This is a genomic window from Bacteroidota bacterium, assembly GCA_016714535.1.
Taxonomy (GTDB): domain Bacteria; phylum Bacteroidota; class Bacteroidia; order AKYH767-A; family OLB10; genus JADKFV01.
Genome location: JADKDR010000001.1, coordinates 108,557 through 128,103, shown reverse-complemented (window position 1 = coordinate 128,103; position 19,547 = coordinate 108,557). Strand labels below are relative to the sequence as shown.

General features: G+C 39.7%; 14 protein-coding genes and 1 pseudogene. 12 read left to right on the top strand and 3 right to left on the bottom strand.

Annotated elements, in window-relative coordinates:
• Positions 1-106 precede the first annotated feature (106 nt).
• The 6 genes and pseudogenes from dnaE to IPO27_00545 all read left to right on the top strand — a co-directional run bounded on the left by dnaE (position 107) and on the right by IPO27_00545 (position 9,491).
• On the top strand, positions 107-3,730 hold the full coding sequence (gene dnaE / locus IPO27_00570) for a DNA polymerase III subunit alpha (GenBank protein ID MBK8845109.1): 3,624 nt from the start codon (positions 107-109) through the stop codon (positions 3,728-3,730).
• A 111-nt stretch (positions 3,731-3,841) separates the two neighbouring features.
• Positions 3,842-5,280: pseudogene (locus IPO27_00565) on the top strand (CoA-acylating methylmalonate-semialdehyde dehydrogenase).
• Between the two features lie 455 nt (positions 5,281-5,735).
• Positions 5,736-7,073, top strand: coding sequence for an aminotransferase class III-fold pyridoxal phosphate-dependent enzyme (locus tag IPO27_00560; protein MBK8845108.1), 1,338 nt, complete (start codon positions 5,736-5,738; stop codon positions 7,071-7,073).
• Positions 7,074-7,151: 78 nt separating this feature from the next.
• Positions 7,152-8,612 carry an NCS1 family nucleobase:cation symporter-1 gene (locus tag IPO27_00555; GenBank protein ID MBK8845107.1) on the top strand — a complete coding sequence of 487 codons (1,461 nt, stop codon included), beginning with the start codon at positions 7,152-7,154 and terminating at the stop codon, positions 8,610-8,612.
• 310 nt (positions 8,613-8,922) lie between these two features.
• Positions 8,923-9,126, top strand: a complete 204-nt coding sequence (locus tag IPO27_00550) for a dodecin domain-containing protein (GenBank protein ID MBK8845106.1) — start codon at positions 8,923-8,925, stop codon at positions 9,124-9,126.
• 116 nt (positions 9,127-9,242) lie between these two features.
• Positions 9,243-9,491, top strand: a complete 249-nt coding sequence (locus IPO27_00545) for an RNA-binding protein (protein MBK8845105.1) — start codon at positions 9,243-9,245, stop codon at positions 9,489-9,491.
• Between the two features lie 2 nt (positions 9,492-9,493).
• On the opposite strand, the gene aroB is transcribed toward IPO27_00545, so the two are convergent.
• Entirely contained in the window at positions 9,494-10,477 is a 984-nt protein-coding gene (gene aroB / locus IPO27_00540; GenBank protein ID MBK8845104.1) for a 3-dehydroquinate synthase, read from the bottom strand.
• Between the two features lie 54 nt (positions 10,478-10,531).
• Positions 10,532-11,650: a bifunctional 3-deoxy-7-phosphoheptulonate synthase/chorismate mutase type II gene (locus IPO27_00535; GenBank protein ID MBK8845103.1), complete on the bottom strand. Its 1,119-nt coding sequence runs from the start codon at positions 11,648-11,650 to the stop codon at positions 10,532-10,534.
• A 367-nt stretch (positions 11,651-12,017) separates the two neighbouring features.
• Here IPO27_00535 and IPO27_00530 point away from each other — a divergent pair, with 367 nt between their 5' ends.
• From IPO27_00530 to IPO27_00510, 5 genes are all read left to right on the top strand, one after another.
• A complete protein-coding gene (locus tag IPO27_00530) occupies positions 12,018-12,884 on the top strand; it encodes an acyltransferase (protein MBK8845102.1) in 867 nt (288 codons plus the stop codon).
• Between the two features lie 81 nt (positions 12,885-12,965).
• Positions 12,966-14,318: an NAD(P)-dependent oxidoreductase gene (locus IPO27_00525; GenBank protein MBK8845101.1), complete on the top strand. Its 1,353-nt coding sequence runs from the start codon at positions 12,966-12,968 to the stop codon at positions 14,316-14,318.
• A gap of 99 nt (positions 14,319-14,417) precedes the next feature.
• Positions 14,418-15,686 (top strand): NAD-dependent dihydropyrimidine dehydrogenase subunit PreA, encoded by a 1,269-nt coding sequence (preA, locus tag IPO27_00520; GenBank protein ID MBK8845100.1) that lies wholly within the window; start codon positions 14,418-14,420, stop codon positions 15,684-15,686.
• A gap of 106 nt (positions 15,687-15,792) precedes the next feature.
• Entirely contained in the window at positions 15,793-16,500 is a 708-nt protein-coding gene (locus IPO27_00515; protein ID MBK8845099.1) for a class I SAM-dependent methyltransferase, read from the top strand.
• A 5-nt stretch (positions 16,501-16,505) separates the two neighbouring features.
• On the top strand, positions 16,506-17,642 hold the full coding sequence (locus IPO27_00510) for a hypothetical protein (GenBank protein ID MBK8845098.1): 1,137 nt from the start codon (positions 16,506-16,508) through the stop codon (positions 17,640-17,642).
• Between the two features lie 484 nt (positions 17,643-18,126).
• Here IPO27_00510 and IPO27_00505 read toward each other — a convergent pair whose 3' ends face one another.
• Positions 18,127-19,002 carry a glycerophosphodiester phosphodiesterase gene (locus IPO27_00505; GenBank protein ID MBK8845097.1) on the bottom strand — a complete coding sequence of 292 codons (876 nt, stop codon included), beginning with the start codon at positions 19,000-19,002 and terminating at the stop codon, positions 18,127-18,129.
• An 80-nt stretch (positions 19,003-19,082) separates the two neighbouring features.
• On the opposite strand from IPO27_00505, the gene IPO27_00500 reads away from it, so the two are divergent.
• The gene (locus IPO27_00500; GenBank protein MBK8845096.1) at positions 19,083-19,499 is read left to right on the top strand and encodes a nucleoside-diphosphate kinase; all 417 of its coding nucleotides are present in this window, start codon (positions 19,083-19,085) and stop codon (positions 19,497-19,499) included.
• Positions 19,500-19,547: the final 48 nt, after the last annotated feature.

Below are 19,547 nucleotides of genomic sequence, written 5' to 3'. Positions count from 1 at the left end.
GTATTATTCGATAGGTGATAGTTGTTTCGTTTTCAAATAAAAATAACGCTACAAGAGGAAAGTGCAAGCCATCGAATTTTAATATCATTTAATATCAACAATCAACATGCCCGATTTTTCACATTTACACGTACATTCACAATATAGTCTTCTTGATGGTGCCGCATCTATTTCAGCTATGTATAAAAAAGCTACAGGCGATAAGATGCGAGCAATTGCTTTAACCGATCATGGTAATATGTTTGGTGCCTTTGAATTTGTGGCCGAAGCTGCTAAGTATAACAAAGGCACCTACGAAACTATAAAACCAATTGTTGGTTGCGAATTTTATCTGGTAGATGATAGAACCAAACAACAATTTACGCGTGACGATAAAGATGTGCGTTATCATCAACTATTTCTTGCGAAGGATGAAACAGGATATCAAAACCTGGTAAAGCTTTGCTCGCTTGGGTATATAGAAGGTATGTATGGAAAATATCCACGCATTGATAAAAGATTAGTAGAGCAATATAAAGAGGGGTTAATTGCAACCACCTGTTGTTTAGCTGCAGAAGTACCTCGGGCTATTATACAAAAAGGTGAAGATGCTGCTGAAAAGATTTTCCAATGGTGGCTAAACTTATTTGGTGAAGATTATTACATTGAATTACAACGGCACGGTATACCTGATCAGGATAAAGTAAACGAAGTATTACTTAGGTGGAGTCTAAAGTATCAGGTGAAAGTAATATGCAGCAACGATTCGCATTATGTAGATCAGTCAGATTCTAATGCACATGATATTTTATTGTGCATTAATACCGGAGAAAAACAAAGCACACCCAAAATGAAAGATTTTGGCGATGACGATGCCTTTGTTAAAGGTCGCAGGTTTGCATTTTATAACGATGAGTTTTATTTCAAAACTCAGAAGCAAATGCTTCAAAAGTTTAGCGACATACCTCAGGCACTTGATAATACAAACGAAATAGTTGATAAGGTAAAAATGCTGAATCTTACCAAAGATATTTTGCTTCCGTTTTACCAGATTCCTTCTGCTTTTTTATCGCAGGACCATTACCTTGAGCACATCACGTTTGAGGGTGCCAAAGCGAGATACAGGGAAATTGATCATGAAACAGAAGAACGTATAAAGTTTGAGTTGGGAGTAATACGTAACATGGGGTTTGCCGGGTACTTTCTTATCGTTGCCGATTTTATACGAGCCGGCCGAGATATGGGTGTATTTATTGGCCCCGGACGAGGTAGCGCAGCCGGCAGTGTAGTAGCATATTGTATTGGTATAACCAACATCGATCCTATCAAATACAATTTACTGTTTGAGCGCTTTTTAAATCCCGAAAGAAAAAGCATGCCTGATATTGATACCGACTTTGATGACGAGGGCCGCCAAAAAGTAATTGATTATGTAATTAATAAATACGGAAGAAATCAGGTGGCGCAAATTATTACCTATGGTACCATGGCTGCTAAAATGAGTATTAAAGATGTTGCCCGTGTTCTCGATTTGCCTTTGCCTGATGCTAATGCCCTTGCTAAACTTGTGCCTGACCGCCCGGGCACTGAACTGAACCGGGTAATACTTGCGCCCTTAGATGGTGAAAAAGGGTTGATTGAAAAGGAAGGATATAATAGCGACACTCTTGCCGACATTATGAAGCTACGCGACATATACAGTGGTAATGACATAAAAGCGCAGGTGTTGCAGGAGGCGGTTAAACTTGAAGGAAGTGTACGAAACACCGGTGTGCATGCCGCAGGAATTATTATTGCACCTAAAGATTTAATGGAGATTATTCCCGTGTGTGTTGCCAAGGATTCTGATTTGTTGGTGTCGCAATTTGAGGGCACTGTAATTGAAAATGCCGGTGTTATCAAAATGGATTTTCTCGGGCTCAAAACGCTCACTATTATTAAAGATGCGCTTCGACTGATCAAGCAGAATTATGCCATTGAAATTGATATTGATAATATTCCATTGGATGATGCTGCAACCTATCAATTGTATCAGCGTGGCGAAACCAATGGAACATTTCAATTCGAATCGCCCGGTATGCAAAAGTATCTTAAGGAGCTAAAGCCCGATAGACTCGAAGATTTAATAGCCATGAATGCATTATATCGCCCGGGGCCATTAGAATATATTCCACAGTTTATCAGGCGAAAGCACAAGCAGGAACAAGTTGTGTATGATCTTGCTGATATGGAAGAAATGTTAGAGGAAACCTATGGCATAACCGTCTATCAGGAGCAGGTGATGCTGCTATCGCAAAAGCTTGCCGGATTTAGCAAAGGCGATGCTGATGTATTGCGCAAGGCCATGGGTAAGAAACAACTCGACACGCTTAATAAGTTGAAAGGCAAATTTATGGAAGGTGCCGGCATGCGTGGTCATGATCTTATCGTATGCGAAAAAGTATGGACCGATTGGACGGCCTTTGCAAGCTATGCTTTCAATAAGTCGCACTCTACATGTTATGCATTTGTTGCGTATCAAACCGCTTATCTCAAAGCACATTACCCACAAGAGTATATGGCTGCGGTACTAACTCATAACCTTAGCAATATAGAGAAAGTTACCTTCTTTATGGAAGAGTGCAGGCGCATGGGAATTAACGTGCTTGGCCCGGATGTAAATGAGAGTTCGTTTCACTTCACGGTAAATAAGCAAAAGCAAATTCGCTTTGGATTGGGAGCAGTAAAAGGCGTTGGTGAAAATGCTGTAGAAAATATAATTGACTGCCGCATCAAAGATGGACCATATCATTCAATTTTTGAGTTAACGGAACGTTGCAACCTGCGCGCAGTAAATAAACGTACACTTGAAGGATTGTCAAAAGCCGGGGCTTTTGATTGCTTTGCCGAAACACATAGAGCGCAATATTTTTTCGCTAATAAAGAAAGCATTAATGGCCTTGACATGGCTGTTAAATACGGACAGCAAAAACAGGAGTCGGCCAACGCATCGCAGTTTAACTTATTTGAAGATGTTTCGCAGCCCGAAAAAGCTGCTATGAAACCGCGTTTACCCGAATGCGAGCCTTGGTCGGTTTTAGAGAAACTCCACTTTGAACGTGAAATGATTGGCATGTACCTTTCAGGGCATCCGCTAGATTTGTTTAGGTACGAATTAGATTACTTTACTAATATAAATTGTATGGAAATTATTCCTGATAATTATGCAGCGTTAAAGGGTAAAGAACTTTGTTTTGCAGGTATCGTGACAAAATCAAATCCGCGGGTAGGCAAAACAGGAAAACGATTTGGTTTTTTTACTGTGGCCGATTTGTCAGGCAGTGTCGAGCTCGCTATTTTTGATGAAAAGAAACTTGTTGAATATGAAAAGTTCCTTACTGAGCAATCTTTTGTTTTTGTGAAGGCAATCGTTCAATCGAGATTTAATAATCCAAACGAGTTGGAGCTAAAGGTAAATAGTGTTCACCTGTTATCTGAAATTGGAAACAGCCTTGCGCGCAGCATTACCATCATTGCCGATAAAAATGAAGTTGATAAAGAATGGTTGGACAACCTTCAAAAAAACATAGAGAACAACAAAGGCAAAATTGGAATTAAGTTTTCCATCAATAACGAAGATATGAAGTATAGCATCGAAGTAGCTTCGCGCAAATGGAAAGTAGAGTTTTCTAAATCTTTTTTTGATGAACTGAAATATAAGGGATTCCGATTTAAAATAGAACGAATGGAGCGGGCTCCAGCTGCCAATTAAAAGATAAATAGGCAACTATTGCAGGCAGCTGATTTTTTAAAAGACTTCGCACATAATCATTACTTTTGTGAGCAAGAGAATTTAATTTATTTCTAATAAAAAAAAATACCAATGGCAACATCAACAGTCAACACATCCGAAGCAACTACACATCGCATGATGGATGTATATTCTCCGGTAGATGGAAAAGTGCTTTCAAAAATTCCAATGTCAACTGCAGCCGATCTTGACGAAGCAGTGAAGCGTGCAAGGCAAGCATTAGTTACATGGAGCAAAGTGCCCATTAAGGAACGAGCGCAAGTGTTTTTCAAATACAAAGTATTGCTCGAAAAAAACTTTGATGAGCTAACCCGGTTGGTGCATTTAGAAAATGGAAAAACCATAGACGAGGCAAAAGCAGAAATTGAAAAAAGCATAGAGCTTACCGAATTTGCTTGCAGCATGCCGCAATTGGTAGCAGGCGAAATAATGGAAGTAAGCAAAGGCGTAGAGTGCCGCACCGAGCGTTTTCCGGTAGGCGTGGTTGCTTCTATTGTGCCCTTTAATTTTCCGGCCATGGTGCCCAACTGGACCATACCAAACGCGCTCGTACTTGGCAACACCATGATTATGAAACCTTCTGAGCTTGTTCCTTTAAGTTGTATTCGCCTGGCCGAATTACTTACCGAAGCAGGATTACCCAAAGATGTTTATACCATTGTAAATGGAGACAAAGAAATTGTTGAAGCGATTTGCGATCATCCCGGCATAGATGCTGTAACTTTTGTCGGCAGCACCAAAGTTGCGAAGTTGGTTTATCAGCGCTCCACACATAATCTTAAGCGATGCCTTGCATTGGGTGGCGCCAAAAATCATTTGATTGTATTGCCTGATGCGCACCCTGCTATGACAGCAAATAATGTAGCCGCATCCATGTCGGGTTGTGCAGGGCAACGATGCATGGCCGCTTCGGCCATGATTGCTGTTGGTCCTGTTGATCATATAATTAAGTTGCTTTGCGAAGAAGCACGAAAAGTTGTGCCCGGAAAAATCTTGGAAGCGTAATTACACAAGCAGCAAAAGAGCGTATAGAAAATTATATAACCGAAGCCGAAAAACAAGGCGCCAAAATTTTAGTAGATGGCCGCAACACGGTAGTGCCCGGAAAAGAAAATGGGTATTATGTAGGCCCAACCGTAATTGATTATGTTACCCCCGATATGGCTGTTGCACGTGAAGAAATTTTTGGCCCGGTAATAAGCATTATTCGCGCAAGCGATGTGGACGAAGCAATAAGCATAGAAAATAGCAATCCTTATGGTAATGCTGCTGCAGTTTTTACACAAAGTGGAAGCTGGGCAAGGTATGTAATGGAGCATGCAAGTGCAGGTATGATAGGTGTTAATATTGGGGTGCCTGTACCCCGCGAACCATTTAGCTTTGGTGGCTGGAACGATTCGCGATTTGGCGTAGGAGATATAACCGGAAAAAGCTCTATCGACTTTTGGACAAAATTAAAAAAGACCACCACCAAATGGAATGCTGAATCGAAAACAAATTGGATGAGTTAGTTTTTTAAGGCTTTTCAATAAGCCTACTCATACTTAGTCAAGGAAGCTAAAGAAATTATTGCCAAATAAGATTATTGATTCATTTGTTGTGGTCAACAGTTTTTTTGCCAGACAACATATATACTCACAGATACATTCTTTCATTTTGCAACCTTTGCTAATTGCAACAGGATGCATTTCAACTCCACCTCCTATTAAGGAGAAACATAGGATTAGGCTTGCAAAAACCACATCGTTTGGTATATATAATTGCGCACATTACACATATTGTGTTATAAGCCAATTTTGCTAAATTATTTTATTGCCTAAGCTTGAAAACCTGGACTAAAAAAATGCAGTGTTTTATTATTTCTGCGAGCTATAAGTCATAATGTAAAGCCAAGCAAGATTTTTATTTTAAAAAGTATTAGCAAAAATAATATTTGTATTTTGCTCAAACATTTATAGGAATAAATATGAATAGTACGAGTGCACTTCAAGACAATCTAAACTACACTTTGTTTTCATGGTCAAAGCAAAAGGGAATCAATCCAATAATGATAGACAAAGCCAAGGGCGTTTATTTGTATGATGCTGATGGCAAGCGTTATCTTGATTTTTCTTCAGGCTTAATGAACGTAAACATAGGCCATGGTGATGAACGAGTAACTGCTGCTGTAGTTGAGCAAATGAATCGTGTATCCTTTGTTACGCCCAGTTGTGCTACGGAAGTACGGGGTGAGTTAGGAAAAAAAATTGCTGAGATTAGTCCGGGCAATTTAACCAAAACCTTGTTTACCGTATGCGGTGCTACCGCAATTGATAACGCGATAAAGCTTGCACGCCTTTATACGGGACGTCATAAAATTATTGCCAGGTATCGTGCATTTCATGGTGCCAGCTATGGAGCTATGACTGCCGGTGGCGACCCCCGCAAGTTGCAAAGTGATAGTCAACAAATGCCCAATGTGGTGCACGTAGAAGATCCATATTGCTACCGATGCCCATTTGGGCAGCAAGGCCCCGACTCTTGCCAGCGCGAGTGTTTGCAACACGTGCAACGTGTGCTTGAGTTTGAAGGCCCCGAAAATATTGCAGCAATTTTAATGGAAGGGGAGTCCGGCTCTTCCGGCTGTATTAAATATCCTGCAGGCTATTTAAAAGGTATTAGAGAGTTATGCAATCGCTATGGCATTCTGCTTATTGCTGACGAGGTTATGTCTGGCTGGGGGCGAACAGGTAAGTGGTTTGGTGTTGACCATCATGAAGTTGTACCCGATATTATTGCCACGGCCAAAGGAATTACTTCGGGATACATTCCATTTGGAGCAGTAATAGTGAGCGATACCATTGCGCATCATTATGATGATATTCCGCTAATGCTTGGATTAACGTATAGTGCTCATTCGGTTGGGTGTGCTGCCGCATTAGCTAATATCAAAATTTATGAGCAGGATAATTTAATTCAAAATGCACATGCCATGGGACAGTATCTGGATTCACAAATTGAATTACTAAAAGTGAAACATGCCTGCATTGGTGATTGGCGCAATACCGGCTTATTGGGTTGTCTCGAACTAGTTAAGGATAGAAAAACAAAAGAGCCTATGGCTCCTTTTAATGCAAAAGCAAACGAAATGGAAGTTATGAATAAAGTGGCTGCATACTTGCGCGAAAATGGAATGTATACGTTTGTACGCTGGAACTATGTATTTATTGCACCTCCACTAATCATTACCAAAGAGCAAATTGATGAGGGCCTTGCCATAATATCCGGAGCGCTGCACATAGCAGATAAAGCTACAGTAAATTAATGGTTTGATGAAAAAGTAACAACTAACACCATATATGTTTTAATCACCATTTAGTAGTGGTATTAACAAATTAAATCAATGGATAACACAATCAAGCAAAGCAATCTGTATAGCGAAGATATAGCACCCATTGAAAAGGAAAAGCGAACATGGGGTACATGGAATTATGCCGCGTTATGGATTAGCATGAGTCTGTGCATACCCACCTACATGCTTGCCAGCTCTTTAATTGCAGGAGGAATGAATTGGTGGCAGGCCATCTTAACTATCTTTCTTGGCAATTCGATTGTTTTAGTTCCTATGGTTTTAAATGGTCACGCAGGTGCTAAGTATGGAATTCCATTTCCCGTATTAGCCCGCGCAAGTTTTGGCACCATAGGCGCCAATATTCCTGCTATGTTACGTGCAATTGTTGCATGTGGTTGGTTTGGTATTCAAACCTGGATTGGAGGTTATGCACTCTACCTGTTGCTTAAAGCTTGGTGGCCTTCAGTAGATGCCTGGCCACAGTTTTTTCCTCCCTCGTTTAATTTGCAAACGGCTCCTGCTATTGCCTTTCTGCTGTTTTGGTTGCTCAATATGTATGTAGTATATCTGGGTGTAGAAAGTATTCGAAAGTTACTCGTGTTCAAAGCTATTTTTCTTCCCTTTGCTGCATTAGCATTATTGTTTTGGGCCATAGCTGCGGCCGATGGTTTGGGGCCTATACTTATGCAACCCAGTAAGTTTGAAACAAACGCACAGTTTTGGAAATTTTTCTTTCCTGCACTTACCGGTATGGTTGGCTTTTGGGCCACTTTATCGCTCAATATTCCAGACTTTACCCGTTATGCAATAAGTCAAAAAGCACAAGTTAGAGGACAGGCCATAGGATTGCCTCCATCTATGACCTTGTTTGCATTTGTTGGCGTAGTAGTTAGCAGTGCCACGGTGATTGTATACGATGAAATGATTTGGGACCCGCTGGTGCTTGCCGGTAAATTCGACAGTAAATTGCTGGTGTCATTAGCGATGATAGCGGTGGCAATCTCAACACTTGCCACTAACATTGCTGCTAATATTGTAAGCCCCGCAAATGACTTCGCAAATCTGGCACCCCACCGTATAAGTTTTCGTATGGGAGGTTACATCACCGGTATTGTTGGAATTTTTATTTTTCCCTGGAAACTGGTAGCCGATCCCAATGGATATATTTTTACTTGGCTTATTGCTTACTCAAGTTTACTGGGACCAGTGGGCGGCATCATGATTGCCGATTATTTATTTATACGAAAAAAAGAATTATTTGTAACCGAGCTCTATTCGCTTGATGGCCGATATACATATCATAATGGCGTGAATACCCATGCTATTGTGGCTTTGCTTGCCGGCATTATTCCAAACATTTTTGGCTTCCTTGTAACCATTGGCGCTGTGGAGGAAACCACTTTCCCTAAATGGATTAGTGAGTTATATCATTATGCCTGGTTTGTTGGATTTGCAGTATCTTTGATTACATATTTGCTTCTCATGAAACGAAATGCAAACGCATCGAAGTGATTCACTTTCAATTCAAATTGTATATCACCATCTTATGGCTTAGATGAATAATATGAATGCTGCGTATCATTATTTCCTTATTGCTTGTTATACACATATTTCAGTGTCGTTCCCCATTTTATGAGGCAGAAGGAATTTAGCAGCGCAGCAAGTAAATGGACTTTTGTTGTAGTGGTAGTCTTAGCTATTGAATAGAAGAATAAGAGGCGAAGCGTCATTTTATGTCTTCGGAAAATGCATTTATTATAGCACACTTTTTTGTTGTACATATGTAATGTAATTCATAACCTTGCAATTCAATTGAGAGGATATGGGAGTGATTAAAGTGATAGAGGTTTTGGCTAATAGTAAGGTGAGTTGGGAAGAAGCAACACAAAATGCAGTAGCGCATGCTTACAAAACGGTGCAGAAAATAAAAAGTGTGAATGTTTCTAAACTGAGTGCCACGGTTGATAGCAAGGGCAAGATTTCGGAGTACCGGATTAATGTAAAAATAAGTTTCGAATTGGAATAAAGAAACAGTTGCAATAAAGCCTTTAGTGCAAATGTAGGAGCAAAGAAATTTGCTCCTTTTTTATTTTTAGAAGCGATAAAATGTAAGGTGATTTTATTTTCGCGTATATTTACCTCATGAAATTATTCGTAAAAAATATTGAATCAAGCATAAACGAAGCCATGCTTGAGGGATTATTCGCTCCATTTGGCGATATTGAAAGCACCAAAATAGTTTATGACCGAATAACCTGGGAGTCGAAAGGTTACGGTTTTGTGGAGTTCGAAAAAAAGGAAGATGGTGAAAAAGCCATTGAAGCTTTAAACGGTCGTGAGGTTCGCGGCAAAGCACTTTCGGTAGCTGAAGCCGAAGAGCGCAGAAAGTAAAATTATTTTTTGCCAGGCAACTTTACTAAAAAATCTAACGATTTTTTTAGTAATTCTTTTTTCGGAAAAATTAAATCTGAATTAGCTTGTCCGATTGCATGCAATGGGATTATTCCAATTTTTGAAGTTTGGTTTTTCTTATCGTGATGCATCCACTTCATCACTGCTTCTAATTGACTTTGTTTTATAGTTAACCGTGGACAAAGCGGTGCAAACACATGTTTTATTTCATCAAAATCGTTGGAAGGCAAAACGCCTGATTTGTGGAGGATATAACTTTCGGCAAGCATACCGGCAAGTACCGCTTCACCATGCAGTAGGGGCTTGGCTTGAGTAAGAAAATAACTCTCCAGAGCATGTCCTATCGTATGGCCAAAATTGAGGATCCTGCGCAAGTTTAGTTCATGCATATCTTGCTCAATAATATCATTTTTAATTTCAATGCATCTTGCAACAAGCCTTTTGTCAGCAGCAAACTCACTTGCAGTAATGCCTTTTATGATTTGCCATAAATACCGGTCGGCTATCAATGCATGCTTAAGTGCTTCGGCAAATCCATTATTAAGTTGTCGTTTCGGGAGAGTCGTCAACCAGGCATTTTCAATAACTACACCACTTGGCTTGTAAAAGGTGCCTATATTATTTTTAATACCATCGCGATTAACTCCGGTCTTGCTGCCATGTGCAGCATCTATCATCGCAAGTAAGGTGGTAGGTATATGGTAATAGTTAATTCCACGTTTAAAGATAGAGGCAGCAAATCCGCCTGTATCGGTAATTATACCACCACCAAGGTTTAGCAGAATATCATTGCGCGAAAAAAAGTGCTCATTCAGTTTGTCTATTATTTGAAGTAGCGTGGTTGTGTTTTTAAATCGTTCACCAGGTTTGATAGTAATGATGCAGGATATCTTTACCTTTTTTAAATGCTTTTGTAAAACAGGGAAGGCAGTATTTTTTTGTGTTCGAATCGCACAGGATGGCAATTTTGCTAACCTTGCTTTTCAGTAAGAGGTCGTTTAGCAAGTCCAGAGAAAGTATCATGTCTTTTTTTGAAATTGATCAAGACTATTCATCATGCGTGCCTGATTATTAATGGATTCTTCGTGCAGTATGTTGACGAGTTTCAAAAGAAACTCGCGGTTGAGTTCTTTTTCTACACCATGTTTTGTTCTGGTTTTTACTATTTGATCCCAACGTTCGGGTTGAAAAATGGCAATGTCATTTTTCTTTTTTAATTCGCCAATCTCACGCGATATAGACATTCGCTTTGCAAGTATTTCAATTAAATCAGTATCAAGGGTATCAATCAGCGTGCGCAGGTGATTCAATTCTGCCAGCTCAAACACATCGGTAATCTGGGGTGCGCGATATTTTAATTTCGCTAGCAATAGTTCCAACTCACGAGGTGTAAGTTGTTGTGCTGCATCACTCAATGCTTTTGGTGGATCAATATGCGTTTCTATCATCAGTCCATCATAGTTGATGTCGAGCGCTGTTTGCGCCACATTGCCCACCTTAGATGATGACCCGCTTATATGCGAGGGGTCGCAAATCATTGGAATGTTTTTCATTTGTCTGCGAAATTCTATTGGAATTTCCCAGTTGGGCTTATTACGATATATATTATTTTCATAGCTTGAAAAACCACGATGTATGGCAGCAATTTTTTGCACTCCCAATTTTTGTAAACGCTCAATAGCACCTAACCAAAGGGCAAGGTCCGGATTAACCGGATTTTTTACCATTACCGGAATATCAATTCCTTTAAGTGCATCGGCTATATCCTGCATCATGAAAGGGCTTACCGTGGTGCGTGCCCCAATCCAAAGCACATCAATGCCTGCAATAACAGCGGCTTCAACATGTGCAGCGGTGGCTACCTCAACTGTGCAAGGCAGGTTGTATTTTGTGGTAGCTTCTTTAAGCCATCTTAATGCTTCTGTGCCTCTGCCTTCAAAACTATCGGGGCGTGTGCGTGGTTTCCATATGCCTGCACGTACCATGTGAATAGGTAAATGACTTATGGCATCAACAGTAGCATGCACCTGCAGTTCACTTTCGGCACCACAAGGCCCGGCAATAATAAATGGCCGCGGTGTTATGGCCGCTTGATTTGATTCTGGATTAAAAAATAATTCGAGTGGTGACAACGTCATTAATTTTTGCAAATGTAGAGTAAAACTATTTCAATGCGATACAATCTTTTTATCTCTTGATCATACCATGATAAGGTAAACAGTATCAATTACAAAAAGTTAGGGATATAAATGGGCATGTATTTTCCCGGCTAAATAGGGGTGGGCTTTATCCCGCCCCTTTAGTTTTTATCCCGCCCCTATTTAGATTTACCAGCATGCTTTGAAGCGTAGCATATAGTTTTGCTTCGAAAAAAAATTGCATTATCGCCTTTTAATAGCAAACAATAATCATAGAACAATCTCTTAAATATAAATTTTAAGCCGACAAGTATGTGCTATTTTAAATTCAATTCCTATATTCGTACAAACAAAAAAACATATCGCTATGCCACGCATTATAAAATCAGGATTAATACAAATGTCGCTTCCCAAAACTGAGGGCGAAGGAACAGTTCAGGAAATTGTTGATGCTATGTTGAACAAACATCTGCCGTATATTGAAGAAGCAGGTAAAAAGGGAGTGCAGATACTGTGTCTTCAGGAAATTTTTAATACTCCTTACTTCTGCAAGGGCCAGGATAAAATGTGGTATGCAAGTGCCGAAACAGTACCCGGCCCAACTACCGAAGTAATGCAGCAGTATTCAAAAAAGTATAACATGGTTATAGTTGTTCCTGTATATGAGCGCGAACAAGCAGGCGTATTATATAACACTGCAGCTGTGATAGATGCCGATGGAACCTATCTGGGTAAGTATCGCAAAAATCATATTCCACATACTTCCGGATTTTGGGAAAATTTTTTCTTCAAGCCAGGAAACCTCGGCTACCCTGTGTTTCAAACCAGGTATGCCAAAGTTGGTGTGTATATATGTTACGATCGTCACTTTCCCGAAGGTGCGCGCATACTTGGATTGAATGGTGCAGAAATCGTTTATAATCCTTCGGCTACTGTTGCCGGCTTATCGCAGTACTTATGGAAAATAGAACAACCTGCACATGCTGTTGCTAATGGTTATTACATGGGATGCATTAATCGAGTTGGCGAAGAAAAACCATGGAATCTTGGAAAGTTTTATGGTACCAGTTATTTTGTTGACCCACGTGGGCAAATATTTGCTCAGGCATCCGAAGATAAAGATGAATTGCTGATAGCAGATTTCGATCTTGATCTGATAGAAGAAGTTCGTGCTACCTGGCAATTCTTTCGCGACCGCAGACCCGAAACCTATACACCCATGACCGATTTGTAGTTTCTTTTTTCTACTCATAAGAAGTAGCAAAAAGGCGATGCGTGTTTTAATTAAAATCAAAATCTATATAAAATAAAATATATGGCTATTAAAAATAAGCGATTAAGTGCCGAAGAGTTGCAGAAAAATTTCAGTGATGTGCATCCCCCTTTTGATACATTGGATGGTGCCCTGGTAGAGGCCAACCGATGTTTGTTTTGTTACGATGCGCCATGCACCAAGTTGTGCCCAACAAGCATTGATGTGCCTATGTTTATAAAACAGATTGCTACCGAAAATATAAAAGGAAGCGCTGCAACTATTTTTGATAGTAATATACTTGGGGCAGGATGTAGCCGAGTTTGCCCTGTAGAAAAACTATGCGAAGGTGCATGCGTATATAACCTGATGCATGAGCAGCCCATACAGATAGCGCGTCTGCAACGATACGCTACCGAACAAGCCATTCAAAAAAAATGGAAACTTTTTGAGAGAGCAAAAAATGGAAAACTTGTAGGCAAGCAAGTGGCCATAGTTGGTGCCGGTCCTGCCGGTTTAGCATGCGCGCATGCATTGGCACGTGAGGGTGTATCGGTTACTATATATGAAAAAGAAAGTAAAGGTGGAGGCCTTATGACTTACGGGGTGGCTGCTTACAAAGTAACACCACAATTTTGTGCCGATGAAGTCAAATACATTTTATCTATTGGCGGCATTACCATTAAGTACAATATGGCTTTAGGCTGCGATATTACCTTGTTGCAATTGCAACAAGAATACGAGGCTGTGTTTTGTGCTTTTGGCGTGGGTGTAGCGCGAGCGCTTAACATTCCGGGCGAAAATTTGAAAGGTGTAGTGGATGCTATAAGTTTTATTTATGGCTTGCGTACTAAAAACTTTGAAAAAATTGCCGTAGGCGAAAATGTAATTGTGATAGGCCTCGGAATGACAGCTATAGATGCAGCAACACAATCAAAAAGATTGGGTGCAAAGAATGTAACAATTGTTTATCGCAGAACGGAGAGCGAGAAGCCATGCACACAGGAAGAACTCGACCTTGCACGTTTAGATGGATGCAATATTGTTTACCTGGCTGCACCAAAGGAAATAATTGGCACAAGCAAAGTGCGCAAAATGATTTTTGAAAAAATGGAATTGGGAGAGCCTGATGCCAAAGGAAGACGCGCGCCAATAGGCACGGGCCAAACATTTACCTTACCCACCGATATGGTAATAAAGGCGGCAGGCCAAATGCCTTTCGAAGAATTGATAAATGGAATGGCCCTTACAAACGATCAAGGCAAGGTAAAGATTAATGCCGATGGCAGCACTAATTTAAAAGGTGTATTTGCCGGTGGCGATATTGTGAATGGCGGACGCGAGGTGGTAGATGCAGTGCAGGCAGGCAAGGTGGGGGCAGCAGGAATTATAGCCTATCTCGAAAGTATATCGTAATAATTACAAGCATTTTTTTTCGGTTACAAAAAAGTATAAAGTTACTTAACAAAACAAAAGCAAGATGCATCGTATACGGTGTATGTATATAAAAATACTATGGCAAATCTTTCATCATCGTTTTTGGGGATAAAATCACCAAACCCCTTTTGGTTGGCAAGCGCACCGCCTACCGACAAGAAGTTAAATGTACTCGGTGCCTTTGAAGCAGGCTGGGGAGGTGTGGTATGGAAAACGCTCGGCTCTCAGGTAAAAAATGTATCGTCACGTTACTCAGCTGTTAACTATGGCAACAAGCGCATAATGGGCTTTAACAACATTGAGTTGATTAGCGACCGCCCACTTGATGTTAACCTGCGCGAGATTCGCGAATGTATTCGCGAATTTCCTGACCGCGCCATGGTGGTATCACTCATGGCCGATAACGACCGCGAGAGTTGGCACAACCTCATTGATCAAACTGAACAAACAGGTGCTCATGGTATAGAATTAAATTTTGGTTGCCCACATGGTATGACCGAGCGCGGCATGGGTGCTTCGGTAGGTCAAGACCCTGAAATAGCGCGCATGGTAGTTGAGTGGGTAATGGAAAAAGCTACCATACCTGTAATAACCAAACTTACACCCAATGTACATAGCGTAGTGCCTGCGGCACGCGCAGTAGTTGAAGCCGGAACTAACGGACTATCACTAATAAATACGATACAAAGTATTACAGGAGTTGATCTTGAAACATTTGACGTACGCCCCAATGTTGGCGGGCAATCGGCATACGGTGGTTATTGCGGGCCGGCAGTTAAACCAATTGCTTTGAAGATGCTGCACTCGTTGAGTAAGAATCCCGTATTTAAAAATATTCCTATTTCTGGCATTGGTGGCATTAGCACATGGCAAGATGCTGCCGAATTTTTGTTGCTCGGAGCAAGCAACTTACAAGTGTGCACGGCTGCTATGAAACACGGATTTCGCATTATTGATGACTTCAATTCCGGATTGAGCAACTGGATGGACGAAAAAGGGTTGAAGAAAATAGATGATGTAGTTGGCCTTTCTGTAAAAAAAGTAACCGATTGGGAAAAACTTGACCTTAATTTTCACATAGTGGCAAACATTGATCAAGACAAATGCATTCATTGTGGGCTTTGTTATATCGCTTGCGAAGATGCGAGCCACCAAAGTATTCAAATTGAAAAAGGAATGCCCTACAACACCTATACTATTAAAGAACCTGAATGTGTGGGTTGTAACCTTTGCAAATTAGTATGCCCTGTTGACAACTGCATTACCATGGTTGAGCAAAGAGTAGCCCCCGAATACCTCAATTGGCCTGAGTTTCAGCGCAGGGGTATGAAGCTGAACGATCATTGAGCGGAATAAAGTTGTAGTACAGGTATTGCTAAATTAAAGCTACACAACCGAGCTTTTTAAAACGATTACTAAAATATTTTTACTATTGCAGCCAAAATGGGCTTTTATGAATGAGTTTGAAGAAGCAGAGTTTGATAAATATGTAGCGCACTACGAAAGAATGCGGGTAAAGAGTACCGGCTTTTCTGGTTTTCCTACGCACTATTTTGACGAGTATAAAATAAAGGCCATAGCAAACGAATTGCCGAATTTGGTGATGGAGCAAATTTCAATTTTAAATTTTGGTTGCGGCACAGGGAAAAGCGAGCCGTTTTTTTACAAATATTTTAAGAATGCAACGATTACCGGAATCGACCTTAGTCATAAGTCTGTTGAGTATGCGCAAGCTAAACATCATGAACTAAGCGACCGCATTAGTTTTGCAAATTATGATGGAAAAAAGATAGACCTTCAAACTAAGTCTGACATTATTCTCGTAGCAAATGTTTTTCATCATATCGATTTTGATTTGCACAAAAGTGTTTTAAATCAATTGATGGAGCAGCTTAAAATAGGTGGACACTTGTTTATTTTTGAGCATAACCCTGCTAATCCGCTTACCCGAAAATCTGTACGCGATTGCGAATTTGATATTAATGCGCGTTTGTTGACTCCCGATTATACCAGAAAAATTTTGCACAAAGCAGGCTTTCAAAATTTGAAAATTAAGTTCACTTTATTTTTCCCGGGTTTATTACGTTTATTTGTTCCACTTGAAAAGTATATGAGTAAGCTACCGCTTGGAGCTCAGTATTATGCACACGCTATCAAATAGCTGCCATGAAGGTTACGTCCAATAGCGATTTTATTTTGGGAATGATGCCAACAAGATTATCCAATCTTGAAGAGGCGCATCGGGGATTAGATTCAACAAATACAGCGTTGGTTGGAATTACCAAGCAAGGCCAATTTAATATTCTTGGAACCTTTGATGATCCCGGCATATATTGGTTATTCCCAAAAATCGCAAACCTGTTACACACTGATGTAGTATTCGCAGCTCGGCTATCGCTTGCATTTGCAGCAGTTCTTGCAGCCATTATGTTTTATTATGGTTGTAAAAAATTATGCAACTCCATCTTTGTGTTGCCAGTTACACTTGCGTTGTTTTTGCTAAACCTTATTAAGTCCGATGTATATGTTTTCAATTTTGCTGCGGTTGCATTAATACCTTTTTCTGTTGCGGTATTGCAGCAGAAGAGTATTTATAAATGGTTGATTATTTTTTGTTGTGTTTTTTATGCAGCTTATCTTAATCAGTTTCGATCGCATGCTGGAACGGTTTACTTTATTTTCATCGTAGTCTATTCTGCCTTTTATTTAAAGCCATTATTTAAAAAATCGCAAATTCCATTTTTTATCCTGATCGCTATTTTAATTAGCAACTTGCATTTTAAATACCTGTCCGAAGAACGAAATACCTATTTGGAAGCCAACTCAAATCTTATGGTTGACAATCAAATTGGGCACCCATTTTGGCATTCAACGTATATCGGTTTGGGATTTATTGACAATAAATATGGTATCAGTTACGATGATAATGTAGCTAAAAATCTTGTCGAAAAGGAACACCCCGGAGTTCAGTTTTGTGGCAAAGTATATGAAGCATGTTTGAAAGAGCATTATTTTCAAATTCTGAAAAGTGATTTTTTATTCATTGCAAAAGTTTATATATATAAAGCTCTGTGGGTGCTAATATTGCTATCCTTATTACTGAATGTTACCACCTTAAAATTATGGAAGTATGCATTTCAAGAGACGTTGTTTTGGCCTTTTGCGCTTTCAATTTTTTTCGCAAGCATGCCAGCTATATTGGTAATGCCAAGGATTAATTATCTCAATACAGTTATAGCCCTTGGTTTATTTTGGTTTCTCTTTTTGCTAGCATTGGAGAAAAATCAAAATACTATTACATGATTATTTTGTTGTCTTAACTGTAGTTCGTGCTTTATTTTTTTTATTTTTTGCATATGTATTAACCTGTCATCACGCTGAATCTTTTTATTCTTACTCTTAATTTAGCATTAGTCTATTGCACCGTTAGGGCTTATACTATTACTTTAAAATAGCATAGCTCCAAAGAAGCTAAAACGTTTTCTTCGAATGTGTTACATGTTAAAATCCATTTAGAAAACTTTTGAAAATCCGTGTAGTTTGTTATGCAATATTACCTCGCTAATAACAAAGGATTAGTCTTCTTAATCATAGTTAATAATAATTACAAGGTGAGATGTTAAGAAAGTTCTTGCGCTGGTCTTGATGCGTTGAAAAGCTTTACGCGTAATTATTTTTTCTTTGCATTGTCTAATTATTCATTTTAGTAAATTTGGATATAATTAAGCAAGCACTAATTAGCAAGTTTCATTGAATAGACTATCAAGGTTTTAAAATCATTTTGATTTTAAAATAATGCAAGCGGACGTTCAGGATAGTCACTTATAATCCCATCTACTTTTAAGTTCATTACACGGTGTATATCTTCCGGTTCGTTTACAGTCCAGCATAGCAAATCTAAATTGCAATTGCGAATTTCATCTCGGAACTTTTCATCAAGTAATTTATGCCAAATACTAATGGCAACGGGGTTTATTTTATTTTGTTCCAATGTTTCTTCAATCGTTACTTTTTTATCAAGCAAATAGGCAAGGTAAAGCGATTGCTTTTTTTGTTCTAAATAAAAAATAACGCGTGCATCAAATGACTGAAAAATGGTACGATGCAATACTGCTTTTTGTTCACATACCTTGTACACTTCTTCAGCAAATTCATTTACGGGTGGATGAAAAATGTGTTCCCACTCAGGTAAGCTTTTGGCTTCGATGGTGTAAACAGGCAGAGCCAAATTGTGCGCTCGCGCATAGGCATCGCAAGCATCTATCGTCTCGCTTAGAAGTGGTTTATAGGCTTTCATTTTTTGTTGTAAGGGGAATCTTGGATTTCCCAAACTTCCGCAATCAAATTTTTTAATCTCGGTATAGGTCATTTTAAAAAGATTAAAATCTTTTTCAATCGATTCTGTTATAAGTTCTTCAGTTGGTTGCAAGCTGATAGCATGATGCATCCATGGTTCGTGCGAAATAACGACCTGTTTATCCATGCTAAGTACCACATCTACCTCGAGGCAAGGTGCTCCAAGTTGTATGGCTTTTAGTAACGATGGAATGGTGTTTTCTGGCAAATGCCCCCGTGCCCCGCGATGTCCATGCACCAGGCAGTTGCCCTTTGCCGCATGCATAAGCTGACGTATATGGCTTATTGCCGAAATTTCTTTTTGCATTTTTTTTCTGAATTTGATGATTGTTCTACCTTTGCGCCCTCAAAAAAATAAAAAATTTATCAAATAAATAATAAAGCAAAATGAGTAACATCACATTTACCATGCTCAAGCCGGATGCCATTGCAAACGGATACACAGGAGCAATTATCGATCACATTGTAAAAGCCGGTTTTCGCATTGTAGCCATGAAGTACACGCAACTCACACCAGAGCGTGCCGGGCAGTTTTATGAAGTTCACAAGGAGCGTCCATTTTATAAAGACCTTGTTGCCTACATGTCGTCAGGGCCTATAGTAGCGGCCATTTTGCAAAAAGATAATGCCGTTGAAGATTTTAGAAAGCTGATAGGTGCTACCGACCCTGCCAAAGCTGAACTAGGCACCATTCGTAATTTATACGCTAAGTCTATTGAGGCCAATGCGGTACATGGTAGCGACAGCAACGAAAACGCAGCTATCGAAGGTGGTTTCTTCTTCAGCCGCTTTGAGCGTTTCTAAAAAGGCGGGCATCGGGAGGCATTTATGCATTGTCGACTTTGTCTTTAA

Coding starts and splice junctions, on each gene's coding strand:
- IPO27_00535 (MBK8845103.1), bottom strand. CDS start 11,650: ATGACGTTGTCACCACTCGAATTATTTTTTAATCCAGAATCAAATCAA.
- preA (MBK8845100.1), top strand. CDS start 14,418: ATGGCAAATCTTTCATCATCGTTTTTGGGGATAAAATCACCAAACCCC.
- IPO27_00515 (MBK8845099.1), top strand. CDS start 15,793: ATGAATGAGTTTGAAGAAGCAGAGTTTGATAAATATGTAGCGCACTAC.
- IPO27_00525 (MBK8845101.1), top strand. CDS start 12,966: ATGGCTATTAAAAATAAGCGATTAAGTGCCGAAGAGTTGCAGAAAAAT.
- IPO27_00560 (MBK8845108.1), top strand. CDS start 5,736: ATGAATAGTACGAGTGCACTTCAAGACAATCTAAACTACACTTTGTTT.
- IPO27_00505 (MBK8845097.1), bottom strand. CDS start 19,002: ATGCAAAAAGAAATTTCGGCAATAAGCCATATACGTCAGCTTATGCAT.
- IPO27_00550 (MBK8845106.1), top strand. CDS start 8,923: ATGGGAGTGATTAAAGTGATAGAGGTTTTGGCTAATAGTAAGGTGAGT.
- dnaE (MBK8845109.1), top strand. CDS start 107: ATGCCCGATTTTTCACATTTACACGTACATTCACAATATAGTCTTCTT.
- IPO27_00500 (MBK8845096.1), top strand. CDS start 19,083: ATGAGTAACATCACATTTACCATGCTCAAGCCGGATGCCATTGCAAAC.
- IPO27_00555 (MBK8845107.1), top strand. CDS start 7,152: ATGGATAACACAATCAAGCAAAGCAATCTGTATAGCGAAGATATAGCA.
- IPO27_00530 (MBK8845102.1), top strand. CDS start 12,018: ATGCCACGCATTATAAAATCAGGATTAATACAAATGTCGCTTCCCAAA.
- IPO27_00545 (MBK8845105.1), top strand. CDS start 9,243: ATGAAATTATTCGTAAAAAATATTGAATCAAGCATAAACGAAGCCATG.
- IPO27_00510 (MBK8845098.1), top strand. CDS start 16,506: ATGAAGGTTACGTCCAATAGCGATTTTATTTTGGGAATGATGCCAACA.